Source organism: Syntrophomonas wolfei subsp. wolfei str. Goettingen G311, assembly GCF_000014725.1.
Taxonomy (GTDB): domain Bacteria; phylum Bacillota; class Syntrophomonadia; order Syntrophomonadales; family Syntrophomonadaceae; genus Syntrophomonas; species Syntrophomonas wolfei.
In genome coordinates this window covers 1,082,764-1,104,447 of record NC_008346.1, presented here as the reverse complement: position 1 = coordinate 1,104,447, position 21,684 = coordinate 1,082,764, and the positions used below count along the sequence as shown (strand labels likewise).

The 21,684-nt window shown below is 46.2% G+C and carries 20 protein-coding genes; 2 read left to right on the top strand and 18 right to left on the bottom strand.

The window, feature by feature from the left end; translation table 11 throughout:
• Positions 1 to 17 precede the first annotated feature (17 nt).
• The 5 genes from SWOL_RS04945 to SWOL_RS04925 form a co-directional block, all read right to left on the bottom strand.
• Positions 18 to 398: a YlbF/YmcA family competence regulator gene (locus SWOL_RS04945; RefSeq protein WP_011640393.1), complete on the bottom strand. Its 381-nt coding sequence runs from the start codon at positions 396 to 398 to the stop codon at positions 18 to 20.
• Positions 399 to 418: 20 nt separating this feature from the next.
• A complete protein-coding gene (gene miaB / locus SWOL_RS04940) occupies positions 419 to 1,756 on the bottom strand; it encodes a tRNA (N6-isopentenyl adenosine(37)-C2)-methylthiotransferase MiaB (RefSeq protein ID WP_011640392.1) in 1,338 nt (445 codons plus the stop codon).
• A gap of 131 nt (positions 1,757 to 1,887) precedes the next feature.
• Positions 1,888 to 4,221 (bottom strand): methyl-accepting chemotaxis protein, encoded by a 2,334-nt coding sequence (locus tag SWOL_RS04935; protein ID WP_011640391.1) that lies wholly within the window; start codon positions 4,219 to 4,221, stop codon positions 1,888 to 1,890.
• Positions 4,222 to 4,388: 167 nt separating this feature from the next.
• Positions 4,389 to 4,586 (bottom strand): hypothetical protein, encoded by a 198-nt coding sequence (locus tag SWOL_RS04930; protein ID WP_041427397.1) that lies wholly within the window; start codon positions 4,584 to 4,586, stop codon positions 4,389 to 4,391.
• Positions 4,587 to 4,914: 328 nt separating this feature from the next.
• The gene (locus SWOL_RS04925; protein WP_011640390.1) at positions 4,915 to 5,133 is read right to left on the bottom strand and encodes a DUF896 domain-containing protein; all 219 of its coding nucleotides are present in this window, start codon (positions 5,131 to 5,133) and stop codon (positions 4,915 to 4,917) included.
• Between the two features lie 154 nt (positions 5,134 to 5,287).
• On the opposite strand from SWOL_RS04925, the gene SWOL_RS14250 reads away from it, so the two are divergent.
• The gene (locus SWOL_RS14250; RefSeq protein WP_155814133.1) at positions 5,288 to 5,440 is read left to right on the top strand and encodes a hypothetical protein; all 153 of its coding nucleotides are present in this window, start codon (positions 5,288 to 5,290) and stop codon (positions 5,438 to 5,440) included.
• A 196-nt stretch (positions 5,441 to 5,636) separates the two neighbouring features.
• On the opposite strand, the gene SWOL_RS04920 is transcribed toward SWOL_RS14250, so the two are convergent.
• The 9 genes from SWOL_RS04920 to nth form a co-directional block, all read right to left on the bottom strand.
• On the bottom strand, positions 5,637 to 6,749 hold the full coding sequence (locus SWOL_RS04920; protein WP_011640389.1) for a tetraprenyl-beta-curcumene synthase family protein: 1,113 nt from the start codon (positions 6,747 to 6,749) through the stop codon (positions 5,637 to 5,639).
• Positions 6,749 to 7,690, bottom strand: a complete 942-nt coding sequence (locus tag SWOL_RS04915; protein WP_011640388.1) for a polyprenyl synthetase family protein — start codon at positions 7,688 to 7,690, stop codon at positions 6,749 to 6,751. Before SWOL_RS04915 ends, SWOL_RS04920 begins: the two co-directional genes overlap by 1 nt.
• Before the next feature lie 141 nt (positions 7,691 to 7,831).
• Positions 7,832 to 8,563 carry a type 1 glutamine amidotransferase gene (locus tag SWOL_RS04910; protein WP_011640387.1) on the bottom strand — a complete coding sequence of 244 codons (732 nt, stop codon included), beginning with the start codon at positions 8,561 to 8,563 and terminating at the stop codon, positions 7,832 to 7,834.
• Positions 8,564 to 8,842: 279 nt separating this feature from the next.
• Entirely contained in the window at positions 8,843 to 10,237 is a 1,395-nt protein-coding gene (locus SWOL_RS04905; RefSeq protein ID WP_011640386.1) for a MurT ligase domain-containing protein, read from the bottom strand.
• Between the two features lie 262 nt (positions 10,238 to 10,499).
• The gene (locus tag SWOL_RS04900) at positions 10,500 to 11,696 is read right to left on the bottom strand and encodes a glycosyltransferase family 4 protein (protein ID WP_011640385.1); all 1,197 of its coding nucleotides are present in this window, start codon (positions 11,694 to 11,696) and stop codon (positions 10,500 to 10,502) included.
• A gap of 427 nt (positions 11,697 to 12,123) precedes the next feature.
• Positions 12,124 to 12,567, bottom strand: a complete 444-nt coding sequence (locus SWOL_RS04895) for a TraR/DksA C4-type zinc finger protein (RefSeq protein WP_011640384.1) — start codon at positions 12,565 to 12,567, stop codon at positions 12,124 to 12,126.
• A gap of 131 nt (positions 12,568 to 12,698) precedes the next feature.
• Complete coding sequence (locus tag SWOL_RS04890; protein WP_011640383.1) at positions 12,699 to 13,016, bottom strand: DUF5665 domain-containing protein; 318 nt, start codon at positions 13,014 to 13,016, stop codon at positions 12,699 to 12,701.
• Positions 13,017 to 13,214: 198 nt separating this feature from the next.
• Entirely contained in the window at positions 13,215 to 15,998 is a 2,784-nt protein-coding gene (ileS, locus tag SWOL_RS04885; protein ID WP_011640382.1) for an isoleucine--tRNA ligase, read from the bottom strand.
• Positions 15,999 to 16,480: 482 nt separating this feature from the next.
• Complete coding sequence (gene nth, locus SWOL_RS04880; RefSeq protein WP_011640381.1) at positions 16,481 to 17,104, bottom strand: endonuclease III; 624 nt, start codon at positions 17,102 to 17,104, stop codon at positions 16,481 to 16,483.
• A 305-nt stretch (positions 17,105 to 17,409) separates the two neighbouring features.
• Here nth and SWOL_RS04875 point away from each other — a divergent pair, with 305 nt between their 5' ends.
• Positions 17,410 to 18,300 carry a DMT family transporter gene (locus SWOL_RS04875; protein WP_011640380.1) on the top strand — a complete coding sequence of 297 codons (891 nt, stop codon included), beginning with the start codon at positions 17,410 to 17,412 and terminating at the stop codon, positions 18,298 to 18,300.
• A 132-nt stretch (positions 18,301 to 18,432) separates the two neighbouring features.
• On the opposite strand, the gene SWOL_RS04870 is transcribed toward SWOL_RS04875, so the two are convergent.
• The 4 genes from SWOL_RS04870 to SWOL_RS04855 form a co-directional block, all read right to left on the bottom strand.
• Entirely contained in the window at positions 18,433 to 18,741 is a 309-nt protein-coding gene (locus SWOL_RS04870; protein WP_011640379.1) for a DUF167 domain-containing protein, read from the bottom strand.
• A 4-nt stretch (positions 18,742 to 18,745) separates the two neighbouring features.
• Positions 18,746 to 19,240: a DivIVA domain-containing protein gene (locus SWOL_RS04865; protein ID WP_011640378.1), complete on the bottom strand. Its 495-nt coding sequence runs from the start codon at positions 19,238 to 19,240 to the stop codon at positions 18,746 to 18,748.
• Positions 19,241 to 19,467: 227 nt separating this feature from the next.
• Complete coding sequence (locus SWOL_RS04860; RefSeq protein WP_011640377.1) at positions 19,468 to 21,399, bottom strand: peptidase U32 family protein; 1,932 nt, start codon at positions 21,397 to 21,399, stop codon at positions 19,468 to 19,470.
• 12 nt (positions 21,400 to 21,411) lie between these two features.
• The gene (locus tag SWOL_RS04855; RefSeq protein ID WP_011640376.1) at positions 21,412 to 21,681 is read right to left on the bottom strand and encodes a YggT family protein; all 270 of its coding nucleotides are present in this window, start codon (positions 21,679 to 21,681) and stop codon (positions 21,412 to 21,414) included.
• Positions 21,682 to 21,684 lie beyond the last annotated feature (3 nt).

The following is a 21,684-nucleotide window of genomic DNA, read 5'->3' as shown; positions in this document are numbered from 1 at the left end:
ATTTAACATTGTTGATATTACATATTACAGCTGCCGCCGCAGGAGTCGCAACCACTGGAACAACCACCAGACAGGGCTTGATTCATAGCAAAGTATACCGCCTGCATGAGGTTGTCAAATTTCTCCTGGGCTGCCATCAACTCATTAATGATGCTATTGCTTTTTAGTTCCTGTTCCAAGTTTTTTAAATTAGCTTGTTCTGCTTGTCCAAGGGACAGGCCATCCTGGAGCTTGTTTTCCATCTTGCTCTTGGCATCCTGATAACTCATGATAAGATCATAAGCTATATGATCCTGGGATACCCTGGCTTGGCTGGCCTTAAGTCCTTCGATCTCTTCTGATTGCGCCACGGCATTGCCCAGTTCAAACGCCATTTTTATAATTTCTTCACTGGTCAAAAAAGTTCCCTCCCTAGATCTTATTCGTTAAAAATTTCTCCAAACAAAGAAAAGGTTTTGGCTTCTGTTATTTTAACATTAATCAAGCGCCCGATTAAGTCTTTTCCTCCGGAAAATATAACAATACGATTACTTCGGGTTCTGGAGGTCAGTTTTTGCGGGTTGGTTTTACTGGGTCCTTCAACCAGTACCTCCTGAATGCTGCCCTGTAGTTCCTGGTTTATTTCTGTAGCAATCTGGTATTGCCGCCGGTTCAAACGCTCCAAACGCTGTTTTTTCTCTTCCAGAGGAATCTGCTCGGCCAATTCTGCCGCCCGGGTTCCACTGCGCTGCGAGTACAAAAAAGTAAAAGCCGCATCAAATCTTACCCTCTCCACCATATCCAAGGTTTCTAGAAAATCCTCTTCCGTTTCTCCTGGAAAACCTACTATTAAGTCGCTGGTAATGCTTACCCCCGGAACATAGTGGCGCATTCTCTCAACTAACTTCAGGTAATGCTCCCGGCTATAGTTACGGTTCATCCTTTGCAATATCCGGTTGCTGCCTGCCTGCAAAGGAGCATGAATATGCTCGCAAAGCTTTTCACATTCAGCTATCGCCTGCAAGAGACGATCGGATACATCTTTGGGATGGGAGGTAGTAAAGCGGATACGCTCAATACCGGCAACAGAATTGGCCCGGTACAAGAGGTCGGCAAATTCTATTTTTTCACCCAGGCCACGGCCATAAGAGTTCACATTTTGTCCCAGGAGGGTTACTTCTTTATATCCGGCAGCCGCCAATTCTTCCAATTCCCGTATTATATCATCCGCCTTACGGCTTCTCTCCCGCCCCCGGGTATAGGGAACAATACAGTAGCTGCAGAAATTATTGCAGCCAAACATTATGTTGACAAAAGCACTTAACCCAGGCTTGCGACAAGAAGGCAAAGGTTCAACAATGCTACCTTCCTTTTCCCAGACTTCAAAAACCGGGCTCCTTTTCTCTTTCGCCCGGGCAATCAAGTAAGGAAGCTCGTGGATGTTATGTGTGCCGAAAACCACATCTACTCCGCGTTTTTTAAGCTTTTGCCTGACCTCGGGCAATTGAGCCATACAACCGCCAAAAGCAATTAAGAGTTCCGGTCTCTTTTTCTTTAATGACGCAATTTCCCCGAGTTTGCCATACACCTTGTTCTCAGCGGAATGGCGAACACTGCAGGTATTAAATACTATGAGGTCAGCTTCGCTGAGATCTTCCGCCTGATTAAAACCGCTGCCTTCCAGCAAACCGGCAATGGTTTCCGAGTCGCGGACATTCATTTGGCAACCGTAGGTCAATATTCGATACTTTAAAGGTTTTTTCTCTTTATCGCCCATTAGAGCAACTCCTTTGTGCTAATATTATTTCCTTGTATGGTCCCTAATAGTACTGAATATGTTCCAGCAATAAGTCCGGGGACAGCGAACTATACCCGGACTTATCACTTTAGTTGCCTTCATTCTCTAACTTAGTTCCCCTCATTACTTTTAAAAGCAATCAATTGCTCCAAGGCGGCAATGATTTTATCTGAAGCAGCAATCATTGCCTGTATGTGTGCTCTGGCCTCATCCTTATGGCCTTGATTATTAGCTTGAATAGCCTCCCGGGCCAAAGTATGAACCTGTTCATGGGGATTAGCAGCCAGCTGTTGATAGAGTTCCAGCGTTCCCTTATCCTGGACCGACTTGAACCAGCGGGCTAAACGGCATTGCATGTGGGTGGGCACACTATCCGGCTCAGCGAAAAGGTTATGTTCTACAATAAATTGATATTTGCGGACAAAGCCGTGATGATCATCAATTACCTGCCTCAGCACTACTTTATCAGGCAAACGATATTGTTCCAGAATATCCCGGAAGGCTTGGGAAATATCATTAGTTTCTCCAGCAATATCAACAATAGCGGAGAAATTATCCATTTGCTGGTTTATATCCTCGATTATCTGGTCTAAATTGCTGATAAGTAATAGCATATTATCATTCACCGTACTAACCACTGCCGAGATTTCCTGGGAGGCAGCGCTTTGTTCCTGCATGGCTGATGAAATATCCATAACTGCATCCTGTATGTTGACGATTTGCCTAATAATATGCTCCATCCTGGCGATAACCCGACTGGTAGTCTGGTTTTCTTCCTCAATAGCTGTCCCCATAGATTCAATTTCCACTACAAAATTACCGATATTCCCCTGGACTCCGCTAATCAGGCTACTTATCTGCCGGGTATAACCCGCAGTTTGTTCGGCCAGCTTACGGATTTCCTCTGCAACTACAGCAAAGCCACGACCGTGTTCGCCGGCCCGAGCTGACTCTATGGCTGCATTTAAGGCTAATAGATTAGTCTGTTCGGAAACACTCATAATAGTTGAAGTTATTTCACCAATATCACGGGATATCTTCTCCAGTTCCCGCGCTGAATGGACCGTACTTTCCCCCCGTTCCTTTAACAGCTGTCCCACTTCTTCAAAGCGTTTCATCTCTTCTTTACCTTCTTGGGCAGCCTGGGATAGTTTCATATAAGTCTCCTGCAGGTTTTGGGCCTGTTCCGCTACCATGGATGAAGCTCCAGCTATCTCTTCTACTCCAGTATCAGCTTCGCGCAGGTTTTGCCCGGCACCTTGGAGCTGACCGCCTACATAATCTAACTGTTCGGCAGTCTGTCCCAGCTTTACTACTGATGAGCTGGCAACATCATTCAGGAAATAGGCGTTAGTAGTCAGATTCGAGCTCTTGGCGAAAAGTGCATACATGACCTCCCGAAAGCGTTCCAGCAAATCGGAAAATCCATGGGCCAGCTTACCGATTTCATCCTTGCTGCTGAGGTCTATCACCGCAGTCAGATCGCCCTCACCAACCCGAACCATACTATCTCTCAGGGGTTGCAAGTGCCTTAAAGCGCGGTTTAATACCAGATAGGCTATAATACATACTAAAAGTAAAGAAACTATTACTATAAGCAACGAACGGCTCTTAGCCCGGTTCTCTGCTTGAATAAAAGTATCCCGAGGAATCTCTCCCTGTACAAAAGCTATTGCATTGCCTTCTACATCTTTAATCGGTACCAAAGTTAATATCACCCGGTTATCACTGGTTTTTCGGGAAAGGCTATTCCCCTGCTCCAATTTCTCCAGGTCCGCTGCCTCCGGGTTTACGCCCAGGGCAGAGCTCTGCCACAATACACTGCTCTCTTGCTTCTCCAGCGCTAAGATGCCGTACTTGCCCTGCTGCAATTCACTCAGAGCTTCACCTACAGCTTCTTCCAGAGATATCCCAACCTCATATATACCTACTAACCTGTCTTCAACCACCAGGGGATTCAGACAACGAATGCCGAAACCAGTGACCCCTTTCTCAGCAGCCATAACTTGTTGCCTGCTTTGAATGACTCTGGCCAGCGCCTTGCGGTAACTAACATCATCCCCATATTGTTCAGGTTTTTGGGCTCTCAATATTGCTGTACCATCAGCAGAGAAGAAATTTAACTGAGATATGTGATGATCTTTTTGCCATTGCTCGTATACCGGGAGAACCAGTCCAAGCAATTCTGCTCGATCCTGCTGTATAAAGGCCTCTTTAATAGCAGCGTTGGCAAAAAGAGAATTGGATAATATCTGAGCTTCTTTTTCAGCATCCCTGACACATTCAGCAACAGTATCAGAGGTCTGAGCAATATATTCCTTTTCAAAATCTTTTACCAGCATACGTTGCAGCATCAAGCTGTTCCAGTAGAAAAATCCGAATACTAATAGATTAAATATAACCAGCATTAGAATAATCCGGGTTTTTAAACTACGCTGAACCACTATTGCTACCCCCTTTATTGGTACATATTTATCAAGGATTCTACCACATCTAACCAGGAGGGTACAGGGGTATTATTCCAGACGTTCATGGACCTGACTATCAATTCACATACGGGACAGGCATAAAAAAACAGGGGACTTTCCCCCTGTTTTAGCCAATACTACTATTAAATTAGCTCATCAACAATGTTGTTTATTTCCCTTTCCATTATCCCACCCGCAAATTTAGGTTCACCATTTATAAGGGTTATGGGAAAAGTATAACCCATCTGAAGAACCCGGCGAACCAGGGGATAATTATCAAAGCCGGTTTTATCCGTATCTACATATTTGACTTCAACCTTGTCTCCATAAGTACCTTTCATTGCTTCAGCAAGTTTCCTGGTTTGCTCCTCATAATCAATAGCTGATCCACAGCTACTCGCGGAATCGCAACCACTGCAGCTTCAGCCACCGCTAAGAACTTGGGTTCCCTGGATTATTTCCACCAGAACTCTTCCGCTACTTTCACTCATATTTTAAACCATTCCTTTCTTGAGACATAAATACCAGGGAAAAAGTCTCAATTAATAATAATCATAGCCATCTGTTTAACTGGATAATACCAGCAAAATAAGGAAAATACAATATCTTATGCATATATTATACCCATTCCGCCAGATAAGTTGTTTCTTTGAGGGGTAGAAGGGTTTATTATTTTTGGCATTCCCCATTATGATGGTGTTCTTTACCACAATCACATCCGGGCGGGTGAGCGGATATAGCCTCTAATTGACTTTTCACCTGTTGCCTGATGCCGTTAAGGTATATATCATAGAGTTTCTTCTGCTCTTGTAATTCCTCGGGATTTAAGCCCTGTTCCCTCTTCTTTTTGGCCAGTTCATTAATCCGCTTAATTATTGCTTCGGTCAAAAATGTCCCTCCTTTTCGTTTTTCAAAGGATGGCTCAATTATAGCTTAATGTTCCACATAGTTGGAAAAATATTTTCGGAATTGAAAAAATGCTTATATTGCATACTACTTTTGAAGGGAATAAATCAATCCAGGAAAATGGGAGGTGAATAAAGTGGATAGCGAAAAAAAAGAGTCCCCCGATCCCGGCAACAAGAAAGATACGGGTAAACGGGTTAAAACAGGCAAATCTGATGATCCGGGGCTAAAGAGTGCCGGTCGAGAAGGTATTTTAACTGAGGATAAAGGGTGGAAAAAGGGAATCTAAGGTGACAAGGGGGTGACAAGGGGACGGTTCTCTTGTCACATCATATGGGTGACAAGGGGACGGTTCTTTTGTCACCTCAATTTAGCGTCAGAAAATCATCATCTTGCTGTTCCTCCTATTTTCATAGGTGGTTGTGGCGGGGGTTCTGCTGCAAAAAGTTATTAATATCCATTGGCTTGTATAAACAGTCGCTGCTTTAGAAAATCTTCCTTACCAGGCGGCAGAGTTGGAAGGTCTTGAGCGCGTTGGGGCCAGATGCTGCCAGTAGTTGCCGGGCGGCAGCCTGCAACTGTCTTTGCGCAATCTTTTGGTCACTTAAATACATGGCGAGAAGTCCCTCCACTACCACGCGGGAAAAGTCACAGTCATTAAGCCTTGCACTCTGCGCGTGGGACTGGGAAATAAAAACCTCCAGCCGCGAAATGCATTCCCGATTATCCGCATAATAAAAAGTGAAATTGAGGTCTCCTCCCTCGCGGTCTTCTTCCTGATCAATGAAGTAATCCAGCAAGATATGCAGGCCACATATCCAGGGGAAATAGTTTTCCACCACTTTCCGGCTCTCTACTGGCGGCAAGTCCTGGATAGAGGCCAGGCCAAAAAGGGCGAAAACTGCCAGGGTGGAACCTGCGGCTGCAGCAAATTCCTGCCAACGAAGCCCCGGGTAGGCGTAGAGCTGTTTCTTCGCCCATTCCCTTAATTCCTCTTCCCTTTGCCACGGATCGATGTGTTTTATTACCTGCAGGTCTATGTACAGGCGGACCAAATGAATGAGATCTGGATAAACCGCTGGATAAGATGGGAGTTGCTTAACACAGGACTGGCAAACTCTTACCAATTTTTCTATATACCCCCCATCCTCCTGGCTGGGATAGTAGGAATAATAGTCCGGTAGCAGGCTAGCTTCTACCGGGCTGAGAGCATCCTCCAGCGAGCGGTGCAGTTGGCGGAAGGCTTTGCCATCACTGCAAGCGGTCCGGTCACAGAGATTATCCAGGTAATCGCACAAGGTCTGGTAGGCAATAATCAAGCGCAGCAATAGAGTTTCCTTTTCCCGGTAAGGAACAGCAAAAAATGCCCCTCCCTGGCAGTGAAATCCTTTATTATGAATGCTGCTTAAGGCCTGCTTCCTCAGCTCTTCGTTAGGGCAGAGACGGGCCTCTTGCTCCCATACCTTTAGTTGGCTTTTTACCTGACTCAAGGTAAAAAGAATATAATGAGAGAGCAAATTCATGCGACCGCCCCGCAGCCCGTGCTGCATGAGTAAAGCAAGTTTGCTTTCCTGAGTTCTGTTGGCCAAACCGGGCATCAATTAACCACCTTTACCAATTCGCCTTCGTTGTCGTAGCTGAGGCGAGCATAGTATTCCTCCATTATAAATAGCGCAATATTCTTCATTTCTTTAATGGCGGGGCTAACGGGAAACAATTCGAGACTGGCCAGGGCTTTTTGCAAAAATTGCCGGGAAATGGACCGGGCATATTCGATGGCTCCGCTATCAAGCAGTATATTCTTGAGTTCCCGGGTATCAAGCTGGCCCGTTTCCCCCGCCAGTATCTTTCTTAATAAGCTCCCGTATTCCTTAGTTTTCAGGGCATATATTATGGGCAAGGTGATATTGCCTTCCTTAAGGTCATTTCCAGCTGGTTTACCCAAAGCCTGGCTATCTGCCACCAGGTCCAGTATGTCATCAATAATCTGGTAGGCATAACCCAGATAGAGGCCGTACTCTTCCAACAATGAAGCATATTTTTCCGGCATGCTGCTGATCCAGGCTCCTACCCGGCAACTACAAGCAAAAAGACAGGCGGTTTTGCTGTAGCTTTTTTCGTAATATTCTTCTTCACTGACATCGAGATTAAAGGCCAGTGACAACTGCTTTATTTCGCCCTGGCACATCAGCTGTATGGTCCGGGTTATCTGATCCATAACCTGGGGAAATGGGTGCTGGTTGATCAAGTTGAAGGCTGTGGCAAAAAGCAAATCTCCGGTGAGGACGCTGGTTTTATTATTATAGCGGCTGTTGATACTCTCCTGTCCCCGGCGGGTGAGAGCCTGGTCAATCACATCATCATGCACCAGCGAAGCCAGGTGAATCAACTCAACCGCTACACCCATATCCCTAACCATCAACGGGTCATGGGGATAGGGTGAGGCAGCCAGGTAAAGCAGGCGAGGCCGCAGCATCTTACCGCTGCTTTCCAAAAGGTAGTCGATGATAGGTTCCACCTGGGGGTTTCCCGTACTCAATACTTCCCTCATCCGCTTTCTAACACTATCGGCGGGGAATGGGTAGAGTTTTAAAGCTGTGTCCAGGTTGATAGCTCAACACCTCTTTTTATGCTTGATATTTACTGGTATTGTGCCCCAAGCTGTACAAAATATTCTGTTCTATCCCATAAGTTTCCTTTTCACTTGTTCATGGGCATAGTTTTCCAGGCTATCATCCAAAGTGCCTTCTATCTTAAGGCCCTTTCTCTCGGCCATGGCCTTAATGAAGAAATCAGCCACCTTGGGATTTTTAGGCAGTAGAGGTCCATGCAGGTAGCTGCCCAGCAGGTTTTTGTATCTTATTCCTTCCTGCTTGTCCTCTCCGTTGTTGCCAAATCCTTTTATAACACGACCAAAAGCTTGCAGTCGCTTATCAATAAAATAAGTCCTTCCCCCATGATTCTCGAAACCGACTACGCTTTCTTCTACCCCATTTAAAGTAGTATGGATAAGAATATCGCCTGTAAGCCGTTCCTTAAATCCCTGGGTAAAGAAAGAAAAGAGCCCCAGTCCCTGCATTTCTTTGCCCTCATGGGAACGGTAGTATTCACCCAAGAGCTGGTAAGCTCCACATATAAATAGTACGGGCAAGCCCTCCTCAATAGCCTTCATCAGGGAATCCGTCTTGCTGACCAGGTCCTGTAGCACCAGTTCCTGCTCCCGCTCTGAGCCTCCGCCCATAAAAAGCAGGTCTATATGCCTGAAATCAAGGTTATTACCAGGATTTATATTTTCTATACTGGAATCATATCCGTACCATTCCAGCCGTTTTTGCAGGCAGAGAAGATTACCTCTGTCACCGTAAAGGTTCATCAAATTAGGATAGAGTTGAGCCAAATGAAAATGTGCCATATACACCTCCAGATTAGCAAAAAAGTCGCCGGGAGACGGAACAGTAGTTTAGCGATTGTTCAACTATTGTTAAACTATGACTCCACTGCAAAAACCTCTTTTGTTGCATAAGGCTTGCATAAATATACCAAGCGAGCGTTGGCGAAGCATGGATGCAACACTTAGGCTTTGGCTAGCAGGCGAAAGGGGGCGAGCGGTATATCTATGCAAGCTAATTAATATTTATAAACTTTTTGCAGTAGAATCAACTATGGTTTAACCATTAATAAGCGGCTTAGCTCATGATTGGGGTTGGTAAGCCTTTTCCGTTTCCTCCCCGGCCCCACTTCTCTTTTCCATCTCCCTCAGGATGCGCTGGCAAGCAAACAGAGCGGTATAGCTGCAGAGTATATAACTGCTCTCCGCGCTGCCCTGCACTGCCAGCTCAATGGCCCTCGGCAGTTCTGCTTCAATTCTAATCCTTTCCTGAGGGAAACCAGCATATTTGAAGCGTAAAGCTATGTCGCCGCTTCTCTGTCCGGAGCAAACAATCTGTTCAACCATCACATTCTCGTACTCCAATAATTCCACATCTGCATCCCAAATCCAAGAGATGTCACGGCCATCAGCAGCATTATCGTTTAAAGCAAAAAATAGATTTTTTCGGCTTGGGTCATAAATCAAGCTGGCCAGGGTCTGGTTTAGTGCAGCCGGGTTCTTAACCAGGGCCAGTACTACCCTTTTGCCGTTTATGAAGAAAGCCTCCATCCGTCCAGCCTGGGGTTGGAAACTGGCAATAGCCTTCTTAATATTCTCTTCCTCCACCCCCAACAAGCGGGCCAGGGAAACTGCCGCCAGTATGTTATAGGCATTGTGGAAGCCCTGGTAGGGACTTTTGAGGGCCATTCCGTCCACTTTCAATTCAATATCCGGACTCATTTCCAGCTCCTGTCCGGTAAAATCCCTTTCCGGGTTGCAGCTATGGCATTGAGGACAGCTATATTGACCCAGTTGAGCATAGTGATATTTCTCATATTCCAGCGGATGACCACAAAAGGCACAGTATCTTACTTCCCTACTATCTATACTCCGGTTACTATCACAGGAATTGCCATCAAAGCCATAATACCGGCATTTAAGCCCGGTTTCAGCCTCGAAGTTGGCGGTCAAAGGGTCATCAGCATTGAGCAGCATTTCGATTTCCTGATCCTTTACCGCCTCCTGAATCAATTTTATGGTATGATCCATTTCGCCATAGCGATCCAACTGATCCTGAAAAAAATTGGTGATTAGAACCAGGCGAGGCCGGGTTTCCCGCAAGAGCAATGGGACTGTAGCTTCATCGGTCTCCAGCAAGGCATAATCAAATCTCCTGCTGCCGTAAATATCGCTCTTTTCAATAAAAGCGGTAGTAATTCCAGAAAGCATATTGGCTCCAAGTCGGTTATGCACCAGGCTGTAGCCTTGCTGCTGGAGAATTTCCGCCAGCATGTTGCTGGTGGTAGTCTTACCATTGGTTCCGGTTATTACTACAATCTCCCGGCGGATGTTGGTGGACAGGGTTCGCAATATCCGGGGATAAATCTTACGGGCTATCCGGCCGGGTAAAGAAGTTCCCTGATGACCCAGCAGGCGGCTTATATAGATTAATATCTTCCCGGCTATAACGGCCAGGGTGAGGCGCAGGTTTTTCATCTTAATCCAGCTCCTAAAGAAATTATTAAGAGATTAGCTCTATTTGATCTCACAATAAAAAGTCATCAATAATAAAAAGTGAATCTGATTGCGCTTGAACGGGGAGATGCACCTGGTATATTAACCCCTCACACCTTACCCCTTACTCCTCACTTTTCTTAATAATCTAACACAAGATAATAGCAAGGGGCAAAGCAAAAGGAGGGCTTTGTTCGCCCCATTAAAAAAAGGCCTGTCAATAACAGGCCCTCATATTCGGTATTTAGGACCCCAGCCACCTGCCCAGGTCGAATCCCCGGTAATAACGAGGAGGGGACTGATCATACAGGGTTTGGTAAAGTTGCTCCAATTTTAAGGCCATTTTGCTGGCAGAAAGGCTTTCCGCCTTTTGGCGGGCATTGAGCTGGTATTGGCGATAGCGTTGATTGTCAAGCAGCAGGCTAGATATAGCATCGCTAAAGGCCTCTATATCCAAAGGGGTTAGAAGTCCGTTTTTCTCATGATCCACCATATCCTGGACTCCGTAAGCTCCCACCGCTACCACTGGAAGCCCAGCAGCCATAGCCTCAATTAAAACCAATCCCTGGGTCTCGGTTACGGAAGAAAAAACGAAAAGATCAGCAGAGTAATAAACATTTACCAAAGTGTCAAAGGGCAGTGCTCCCGTAAAAACAACATCCTTTTCCAGCGAAAGACCTAAGTCCAACACCAGTTTTTTAAGCTCGCTCTCCAGTGGTCCCTGGGCGGTTAAAACCAGAGTGCTGTTTGCTACCCGCTTTTTTACCTGCTGGAAGGCCTTTATGAGAAACTCCAGATTTTTTTCCCGGGTTAATCGTCCCACGAAAAGCAGCACCCGGTTTTCGGCGGGGATATCGTAATTCCTCCGCAGCCAATCCTTATCTCCTGACTCAAATTTATCCAGAGGTACGCCGGTAGGGATTACGCTAAGCGGAGTCTTAACCTCGTTTTGTTTTAGTATTGTCTGTACCTCACTGCTTGGTACTACCACATGGCTGCACTGGTTGCAGAAGCTTACACTGTATTTGATTGCCATTTCCCGCGCTAGATCCTGAGCAATGGGAACATAATGAACATATTGGTCGTAAAGGGTATGGTAAGTGAAGACTACAGGAGTGTGATACTTGCGGCCATAGTGAAGGCCGACCCGCCCCATGGTAAATGGTGATTGAACATGGATAATATCCAGGTCAAGTCTCCTGACCAGCATATTCATGCCAGGAAAAATGGGAATGGCCAGAGAAAAATCAGGGTTGGTTGGTGCCGGTAAAGAAAAGAAGCGGTATACCTGTTCTTCCTCTTGTTGGAAGTTAGGATAGCTAGGGGCAAAGATATGGATATCGTGTCCGAGGCGGCTCAATTCTTTCTGGAAAGTTAAAATCGAGGTAACCACGCCGCTAGTGTAGGGAATAAAGCTGTCAGTGAAAATGCCAATTCTCAATATACCTGTCCTCCTTCATTCCTGTGATTGCTCCTAAATCCCCATCCCCTAATGTTCCTCTACCAATCAATATATACTCTTCACTGCTTTTTAGCAAGATATGGTAAACGCCCAGACTCTCCAAAATCCACCGTTAACTAAAGTGTCGGCTTGCAGAACTAGTAAATCCGAGTCTATTAGCCAGGGACAATTTTTCTTGATTATGAGCGCTAATAATATCCCCTGAATTTACTCAATTTAAGGTTGATTCACTGCAAAAAGTTATAAATATGCATTAGCTTACATAAATATACCGCTCAGCAAACATAAAAGCGACCGAAGGGAGTATAGTTGCGCCCAACAGGGCGCTACGCGTGGGCAACACCTGCGGCTCGTCTCGCGGCTCAAGGGGTCAGGTTTCCATCAATTATTTACAGGCATTCCTGCCCTACTCATAAAACTCATAACCGGCGATCTGTATTCCTTCGCCCAGGTCTGACATCTGACCTGCCGCTATGACTCCTTCCTCGGCGGGCCGTTTGAAGCCCTTCTGCTGGCTCCGGGCACAGTTGGTACAGAGAGTGGTATTCACCAGGCGTTCCAGACGAGCCGGCTCGATCTTTTGCCCGCAAGCTTCACAAACACCATACTGGCCATTTTGCAGGCGGGACAGGGCATCATTTACTTTCTCCAGCTCATATTCCAACATTTCCAATATACCCAGATTGGTTTCCCTTTGGGTTACCTCACTGGCAATATCAGCCGGGTGCTGGTCATAAAGGGAAAGCTCATCACTCCACTCACCCAGGGGAATAATCAGTTCATCCCGTTTTTGTTTAATAACCTGCTCTATTTCAGCTTTGCGCTGCATTAAATTATCCTGGTAGTCCATCTTATCACCTCAATTTATGTAAACTGCCTCCCATGCCGCATGTCATATATTAACCCATACTCCTCACAAAATAATCCTTGACTTCACTGTAAAACCCTTTTGTTGCATAAGGGTTGCATAAAAACTAACTTCTATTGCACCCTTAGCTGGTTTTGTACTATTGCTACCAGATCCGCAATAAAATCTCCAATTAGCGGTACATTTAGTATAATCAACTTTTGCAAAAAATATATTACTATAGCTGCCAGAATGGTAAAACCTATAGCCATTCCAAAGCCGCGGGATAAGCCGGCCCAAAAATTTATAAAAAAGAGGCGGCGCGGATTTCTAAGCATTTCCAGATACTCAGCAATGCCCAATTTCTCCATATTCAAAGATAGTTCGTCCATCTTCCGGTTTAATTCCTGAAGGTAATGGCTATCATCCCGACCCGGTTCCCTTTCTGGCATAACTCCCCCTCCACTCTCTTATTATTATTCCAGATTGCGGGGTTTAAATACATTTTCAGAGCCCAACAGTCCTGGATAATGATATCCATAGCAATAGTTTATATATCTTCCCTCATTAAAATAAAGGGGAAAGCAAGCCCTCCCCTTTTCCTCTTCCTTCTCTTCTTTTTCTATAGTGCTTTTATGATTTTTAGCATCCTATCCTTGCAGTTGGGCCACAACCTCTGCACAGCGTTGGCATAATGTGGGATGTTTTAAATCTTCGCCTACTGAATTCTCAATTATCCAGCAGCGTTCACACTTGCTGCCCTCGGCGGCTTGAACCATAACACGGATTCCCTCAACCCCCTCCAGGGCCAGGGCTTCTGCCGGCGCTTCCGTTTCCGGCTTCAGTTCCGCCCGGGAAACAATGAATATTTTTTCCAGGCCGGCGGTAGCTTTCAAAAGTTCCGTCCATTCGGGGCTGGCATAGATGGTAATCCATGCTCCCAGGGAGTGACCTATTACCTTCTTGCTCCGGGCTTCTTCCAGGGCTTTGGTAACCACTTCCCGCAATTCCAGAACCCTTGACATACGGTTTTCGATAGCCTGGTTGAGATACTCATCATTAGCTTGCGGCCATTCCAACAATTGGACACTTTCCGCCTGCCCTTCCTTCTTGAGATAGCTCCAGATTTCCTCACTGCTGAAGGCCAGTATGGGAGTAAGCATTACCACCAGGGCGTTAATTATATCATAGAGTACGGTCTGGGCTGCTTTCCTTTCCGCATCCTGCGGGTGTGAGCAATATAGTTTATCCTTCAAAATGTCAAAGTAGATATTGCTCAGGTCAACCGTGCAAAAATTGTGCATGGAATGAAATACCACATGGAATTCATAATCCTCATAAGCTTTGGTGACCCGGCGGATTAATTTGTCCAGCTTGAGCAAGGCCCATTGATCGAGTTCACTCAGCTTATCATAGCTTACCCGCTCTTTCCCGGGGTCAAAATCAAAAAGATTACCCAGGATAAAGCGGCAGGTATTGCGAATCTTGCGATAAGCCTCCGCACTCTGCTTTATTATATTGGGCGAAACCGAAACATCATTGCGGTAATCGGCGGATGATACCCACAGGCGCAGTATATCTGCTCCCATTTCCCGGGTCATCCGCAGTGGGTCCACCACATTACCCAGGGACTTGGACATCTTGCGGCCCTGCTCATCTACCACAAATCCATGAGTCAAAACCTCTCTATAGGGGGCAGCACCCCTGATTGCCACCGCTGTCGAAAGGGAAGAATTAAACCAGCCACGGTGCTGGTCGCTGCCTTCCAGATACATATCAGACGGCCAGCGCAGTTCTTGGCGCGGTTCTAAAACAGCCATGTGGCTGGAACCGGAATCAAACCACACATCCATAATATCGCTCTCTTTGCGGAAAGTACTTCCGCCGCAGTGTTCACAGCTGCAGCCTGGCGGCATAAGTTCTGCCGCCGTTTTCGCAAACCAGATATCAGAACCATTCGCAGCAAAGAGCTCGCTCACCCGTTGGATGGTTTCATCGTTTATCAGGGCTTCCCCGCAGGATTCACAGTAAAATATGGGAATAGGTACTCCCCAGGTACGCTGCCGGGAGATACACCAATCCCCCCGGTCTCTAATCATATTGAAAATCCGGTCACGGCCCCAGGATGGAATCCACTTAACCGTATCAATAGCATTAAGGGCATCCTGGCGAAAACCATCAATGGACGCAAACCATTGTTCCGTAGCCCGGTAGATTATAGGCTGCTTACAGCGCCAGCAATAGGGATACTGGTGTTCAATACTTGCCGCCTTCAGCAGCATATTCCGTTTTTCCAGCTCTTCTATAACCGCTTTATTGGCATCATGAACATAGAGCCCCTGGAACTTTTCGGCTTCTGCGGTGAATCGACCCCGGTCGTCCACCGGAGAAATCACTTCCAATCCGTATTCCTGGCCTACATGAAAGTCGTCTTCACCATGTCCGGGAGCGGTATGTACGCAGCCGGTACCAGCTTCAAGGGTGACATGTTCACCTAATACCAATAGGGAATCGCGGGCAAAGAAAGGATGGTGGCAAATCACCCGTTCCAGCTCTTCCCCTTTATATTTGTCCAGAATCTGATAATTATCCCAGCCCAGCTCTCCGGCTACTGCTTCCAGCAATCCTTGAGCCAGGAGGTATTTTTCTCCTTTTACTTCCAGCAAAACATAATCAAAGCCCGGATGCAGGCAAATTCCGGTGTTGGCCGGCAGGGTCCAGGGGGTGGTGGTCCAGATGATAACAAAGGCATCTTCAGGTAAAACCCCCTTTCCATCCTTTACCGGGAACTTGACATAAATGGAAGGGGAGACCTTTTCATTGTATTCCACTTCCGCCTCGGCCAGGGCCGTTTCACAGTCCCCGCACCAGTATACCGGCTTTAAACCTTTGTAAATGAAACCTTTTTTAGCCATTTCTCCAAATACTTTGATTTGTATAGACTCAAAACCTGGACTCAGGGTGAGGTAGGGATCTTCCCAGTCTCCGCGCACCCCCAGTCGTTTAAATTGTTCTTTCTGTATTTCCACATATTTAAGGGCATAGTCGCGGCAGTGTTCGCGGAACTCTACCACATCCGTCTTATGCCGGTCAATACCCAGATTCTTTATGGCCTGCTGCTCGATAGGCAGGCCATGCGTATCCCAGCCCGGGATATAGGGAGAGTCGTAACCGCTCATGGAGCGGTATTTAACAATAATATCTTTCAAAACTTTATTAAGGGTATGTCCCAGGTGAATGTTCCCATTAGCATACGGCGGTCCGTCATGCAGAATAAACTGGGGTCGGCCAGCGTTTTTCTCCTGTATGCGCCGGTATATGTCAATTTCATCCCAGAACTTCAATATCTCCGGCTCCCTCTGGGGCAGGTTGGCCCTCATGGGAAAACCGGTTTGGGGAAGATTCAAGGTTCCGTCATACTTTCCTTTAGCCATCTGAATTACCACCTTACTGTTTTGTAATATATAACTGACTCTACTACAAAAACCCCTCTTGTTGCATAAGGGTTGCATAAATATACAAAGCGCTGGCGAAGCCTGATTCGGAACGACACTGGGGTCGTTCCCTACACACCCTTCGGTCGCTTTTAATGTAGCTGAGCGGTATATTTATGCACGCTAATGCATATTTATAACTTTTTGCAGTGACATCATAACCGGGTTAAATATGTTCCCCGCATCTTTAAACAACCGGGCTTTTATAATAAAACAGGAAGCAGGTCTAATCCCCCACCTCGTTGCAGCGGTTTGTTGAAACTCTCTCCCGCTGCTTAAACAAAATACCTCTCTCCCAGGGGGTGAAAGGTATCCCAAAGTGCAGATTTGCCTGTATCTCTAAAAATCTTATTAATTTTAGCATATAGCTGCAAGCAAGACAACTTCTGCCGGGTTTTTTAGCTCTATCCCTGTTCCTTGGCCTACTTCTCGAACCTTTTCTCGCAAAGCCCCTCTAATACGCAATTATTACACTGCGGCTTGCGGGCCTGGCAAATCCGACGCCCGTGGAAAATCAAAAGATGATGGGCTTCGCTCCAGCATTTTTCCGGAATTTGCTCTTTCAAGGCTTTTTCCGTCTGCTCAGGGAGCTTGCTGTTCACCAAGCCCAGGCGGTTGGCCACCCGGTGTACATGGGTATCCACGCCCAGACCGGGTTTTTTAAACACTACCGACCTTATCACATTAGCACTCTTGCGCCCTACACCGGGAAGGCTCAATAATTCATCGAAATCGGAAGGCACCTCTCCCTGGTATTGCTCCACTATTATTTGCGCCATCTTTTTGAGATGACGGGCTTTGTTCCGGTACAACCCCACTCCCCGAATCTTCTCTTCTAATAGAGACAAATCGATTGCCGCTAGAGCTTCAGGGGTTCCGTAATCAGCAAACAGCTCCGCCGTAACCCGGTTTACCTGTTCATCGGTGCTCTGTGCCGAAAGAACCACCGCCACCATAAATTGAAAGGGACTGCTATGCTGGAGCAGAGTGCCGGCCTCAGGATATTCCTTTTTTAAACACTTAATTATCTCAATACTACGCTGCAATTCTAACCTCCTGACCCTTCAACCCTTCATTTTATTATACAATGCAGAGCCCTGCTGACAAGGTATATCATGGAGACGGGTCTTTTGATATATTACGATATATCAGGAGTACCGTCCCCATAAGAGTACCGTCCCCATATATGAAGAAGGTTCTTTGACTCATTCAGGCTTATTGGTTAAAATGTGGTGATAGAACCAGTGTGGGGCAGGCATAGCGGGTTCATACTAACCCACTTTTCATCGGTGGTTGTAGCCCCCAGCCATGGCTGGTTAGTAAGTAAAAAAAGTTAGGCAGGTATTGGATTATGTCAGCGGCAAAAAAACGTATGCAGGCGGAAGTGAGTATGCTCTTAGTAGCAGCTATCTGGGGCAGCACTTTTGTGGTAGTAAAAAACGCCTTGCAGGAAATCGGCCCCTTTCTCTTCCTGGGCCTGCGTTTTTTGCTGGCTTTTTTAATACTGCTCATATTGTCTTTTCCCTGTATAAAAAAAACCAATCGCCATACCTTGCTCGCCGGAGGGCTTTTAGGCCTGTTTCTTTTTATTGGTTATGTCTTTCAAACCATTGGTTTAAAATATACGACCTCCACCAACGCTGGTTTTATCACCGGAATCAGCGTGGTTCTGGTTCCTATAATCTTTTCTCTGCTTTACCGTCAACGGCCAACTGTCAGTACTACAATTACCGTGATCCTGGCGGCTACCGGCCTGTTTTTCTTGTCCTTCCCCCGCAACTCTTTTTCGCTGGCTTATGGTGATTTCCTGGTGCTCATCTGTGCCTTTGGCTTTGCTTTTCATATTATCTTTGTTGACCGCTATTCGCACCAGCATAATGCCATTGCTATAACCGCAGTGCAAATCTTATTTGTGGGTATCTTATCCTTGCTGATTGGACTAATAAACGAACCGTGGCCCGAGCATTTTTCCGCCAACCTTTTAACTGCTCTTTTTATCACTGCCGTTTTCGCAACTTCACTGGCCTTCCTACTGCAAAATGCTCTGCAAAAATACAGTACACCTACCCGTATTGCTATAGTTTTAACTACTGAGCCAATTTTCGCAGCCCTGGCCGGTTACTTGTGGGCAGAGGAAATTCTATCCCACCGGGCGATGTTCGGTGCTGGATTAATTTTAGTCTCTATGCTAATCTCGATCCTTACCCGAAAAAGCAAAAACCTTATAGAAGCTAATGCGTAAAGAAGGGAAACAGGAATGTTTTTTAATAATATTTTCGAACATACATCCCAGGTTTCAAAAACAAGAGCACTGGTGAAAAGTGATTTGCAGTTGTGTTTGAACAGCAAGGTGTAGTAGGAAATCCTTGACCCCTCACTTTGTTATCTGGGGGATAAAAGCAAGCAGCTTTTCGGCTTCAATTCCTCGAATTTCAACAATTTTATGGCGGGAGGTCTCGCCCCGGACGATGCGGATATCCTTTTTGGGCAACTTGAACAACTCAGCCAGAAACTTTTGCAGGGCCTGGTTGGCTGCGCCCTCTACCGGCGGAGCCATGACTTTGATTTTTAAATCGCCTTCATGTTCGCCCACAATTTGATTGCGGGACGAGCGCGGCTGCACCTTGACTCCAAAGCGGAGCCAGTCGCCATTTCTTTCCGTTCTTATTAAAGGCTTATTCATAGACTTATTCCTTCAGGTTTACCTTTTCCAAACTCTCCATTACTTCTTTGAAATCCTTACTATAAAAAAAATTAGATAGCTCTTCAATCTTTTTCTGATTCTTTTCCAGAAGTTCTAATTCAGCACTTACCTGGGATTTCAACTCCACATTGAATATGTTCATTCGTTTTATTATTTCCTGATATACCATCATTACTTCAATTATGCGTTTTTTAGATTCCTCCAACATCAGATCGGCTTCTTTGCGGGCACTGGATTTCAAGTCTTCGGCAGTCTGCTGGGCCAGTATAAGACTATTGTTCATGGTTTCTTCCAGCTTGCGGTATTTGCTCAGTTCATATTCCAGGTTTTGAATCTTTTCTTTAAGGCTGGCGTTCTCACTGTACAGGCTTTCATAATCCTGGGCCAAGTTTAAAAGATATTTTTTCACTTCATCCTGGTTAAAGCCTCGCAGCGACTTGGGGAATTGCTGGTTGCGTATTTCCATGGCAGTAATCATATAAGCAAGCCTCCCTGATTCAAATTACTGTAAAATAACAAAGGATTGATAAGAAAAGTGAGGGGTAAGGGGTGAGAGTTAAAGTATCCTATTATTCTTATTACTAAAGTACCTACTAACTCACTTTTCACCCGGCACTGAAGCTTATTGATTCACGATATTTATCAATACGCTGAGTAGCTGGGGGGCCACTGCATAAATCCCTAAAGTTGCTTAAAGATTGTACTTTAATCCTTTTCAGCAAACAAAGGCGAGCTGCCAAGCCCGGCAGGAAAGAGTTTGAGTAAGCTGCCGACTCGTTCAGGATTCCATTTCCCTGCCTGCAAGTCCTGCGCTGTTTCCATATAAAGCCCAACTGTTTGCTTCAGCAATTCAGCCGGATAATATTGTCCGTCAATCCGCAAATATTTAAGTCCGGCTATAAGCAGTTCCGGAAGCCGCTGAATAAGAGCCAGGTCATAGGGATAAAATATCTGGTTTCGGCAACTGCCATCAGCCCGTACCCGATATTTTTGCCCCCACTCATCCTGTAAATAATAATCCTCCTGCAAGCAGTGAAGCGGACAGTCTTCACCGACATCATTGGCAGCAGCTGGCTGTACCGCCCGGGGGAGGCACAAATCAGTAATTATTCCGGCAAGAGGACCATGAACCAGCAGTTCCGTTTCCTCTACCTGGCTAAGTAAAGATTTGACCCTGCTCCACTCCAATTCCAGGGAGGCAGTGACGCCGCTCATACCCTGTTTCCGCCAGAAACGCGCTGCCCGGTAATTACTTGTGTTTAGACCATGACCACCCCAGATAGCCTGTCCCAGGCTCTGGAGTAGACGAAAGCTTCCCGGCTCGTTCACAATAAAGCCACTCAGACCGGAAAGCTGGCTTATGGTCCGCAAGTCCTCTTCCATCATCCCTAATTCACTTTGGCTAACTATCCGGGGTGTCTCCACCCATATTTCTATATCACTGCCAACCACCATGGACAAAGCCGCCTTTATCTCCTCCGGTCTCCAGCCTGAGGGGCAGCGATTATCGGCTGCATATTCCAGTATAAGTCGTTTTACTCCCAGAGCCGCCATTGCTTCCAGACTCTTAAAATCGCCAATTTTAACCCTCCAGCAAGGCTGCTGCTCCAGCAAGGCAATTCCCGGACCTTCCGTGACTTCGGGGGGTTCATTGGTGGCCAGTTTTTTCAATTTCACGGCCCGGGTAGGAAAGAGGGGTTCCCTTTCTCCACTCAGTCCAATGGATTCAATTCCCGGCCGGCTAAAAAGATTGCCGCTGCAGAAGTCCCGTACTCGTGTTTCCGTTAGCTTCTGGTAGTCCTCTTCATTAATCTTATAAGCTTCAGGGTCTTCCATTATCTTGTCGAGGGCCTGGCGATATATCCCAATAATATGAGCCAGGTATTCTCCACTGCGCATGCGGCCTTCTATTTTCAGGGAAGTAACCCCGGCTGCCAGTAAAGCTGAGAGCTGCGGATAAAGACATAGATCATTGTGGGCCAGGTAATAGGCCGTAATCTCGCTCTTCCCCGCCCCCTCCAGGCGGTAGGGCCAGCGACAGGGCTTCAAACAGCGCCCTCGATTACCGCTTTCACCAGCTACCAGGCTGCTCATATAACACTGCCCGGCATGGGCGATACAAAGGTCGCCAAAAGCGAAGAATTCCAGGGCCAGTTTCGAGCCGGTATGAATTTCTTGGATTTCCTCCAAAGAAAGATTCTTGGATAATATAGCCCGGCTAAAACCCTGCTCCTCCAAAAAACGAGCCGCTTGCAGATTGGCTATACCCATCTGTACACTGGCATGTAAGGGCAAGTTCAGCTGCAGTTCCCGGTACAGATCTAACACGGCCATGTCCTGTATTATTAAGGCGTCAACTGCGATATCCTGCAGGAAGAATAAATAATCCTTGAGTTCGTTTAGTTCTGCATCATAATAAAGATTGTTTAAGGTTATATAGATTTTTTTCTCTTGCTGATGTAAAAAATCGACTGCATCCCGCAGTTCCTGATCGGAAAAATTATAGTCTTGCCTCAACATACGCATATTGAAGCGTTTGCCCCCCAGGTAAACCGCATCTGCACCTGCTGCAGCTACCTGCTCCAGAACATCCCACCTGCCCGCCGGAGCCAGCAGTTCTACATAATTGCCAGGCATCAAAAATCTCCTTTACACTAAAGCATATAGTAATTCAACCACTATTTTTTGTATCAAAGTAACCGCCAGGACAGCGATAATGGGGGAAAAATCCAGCCCGCCGGCAGCAGGAATAAGCCTGCGGAAAGGAGCCATAATCGGCTCTGTAACATCGTAAACAAACTTAATTAAAGGTTGGTAGGGATTGTGCCTAACAAACGATAAAATACAGCGCGCGATTATCAACCATACCAGCACATTGAAAGCCATATTGACAATCTGTACAATCTGATAAATAGCCAATGC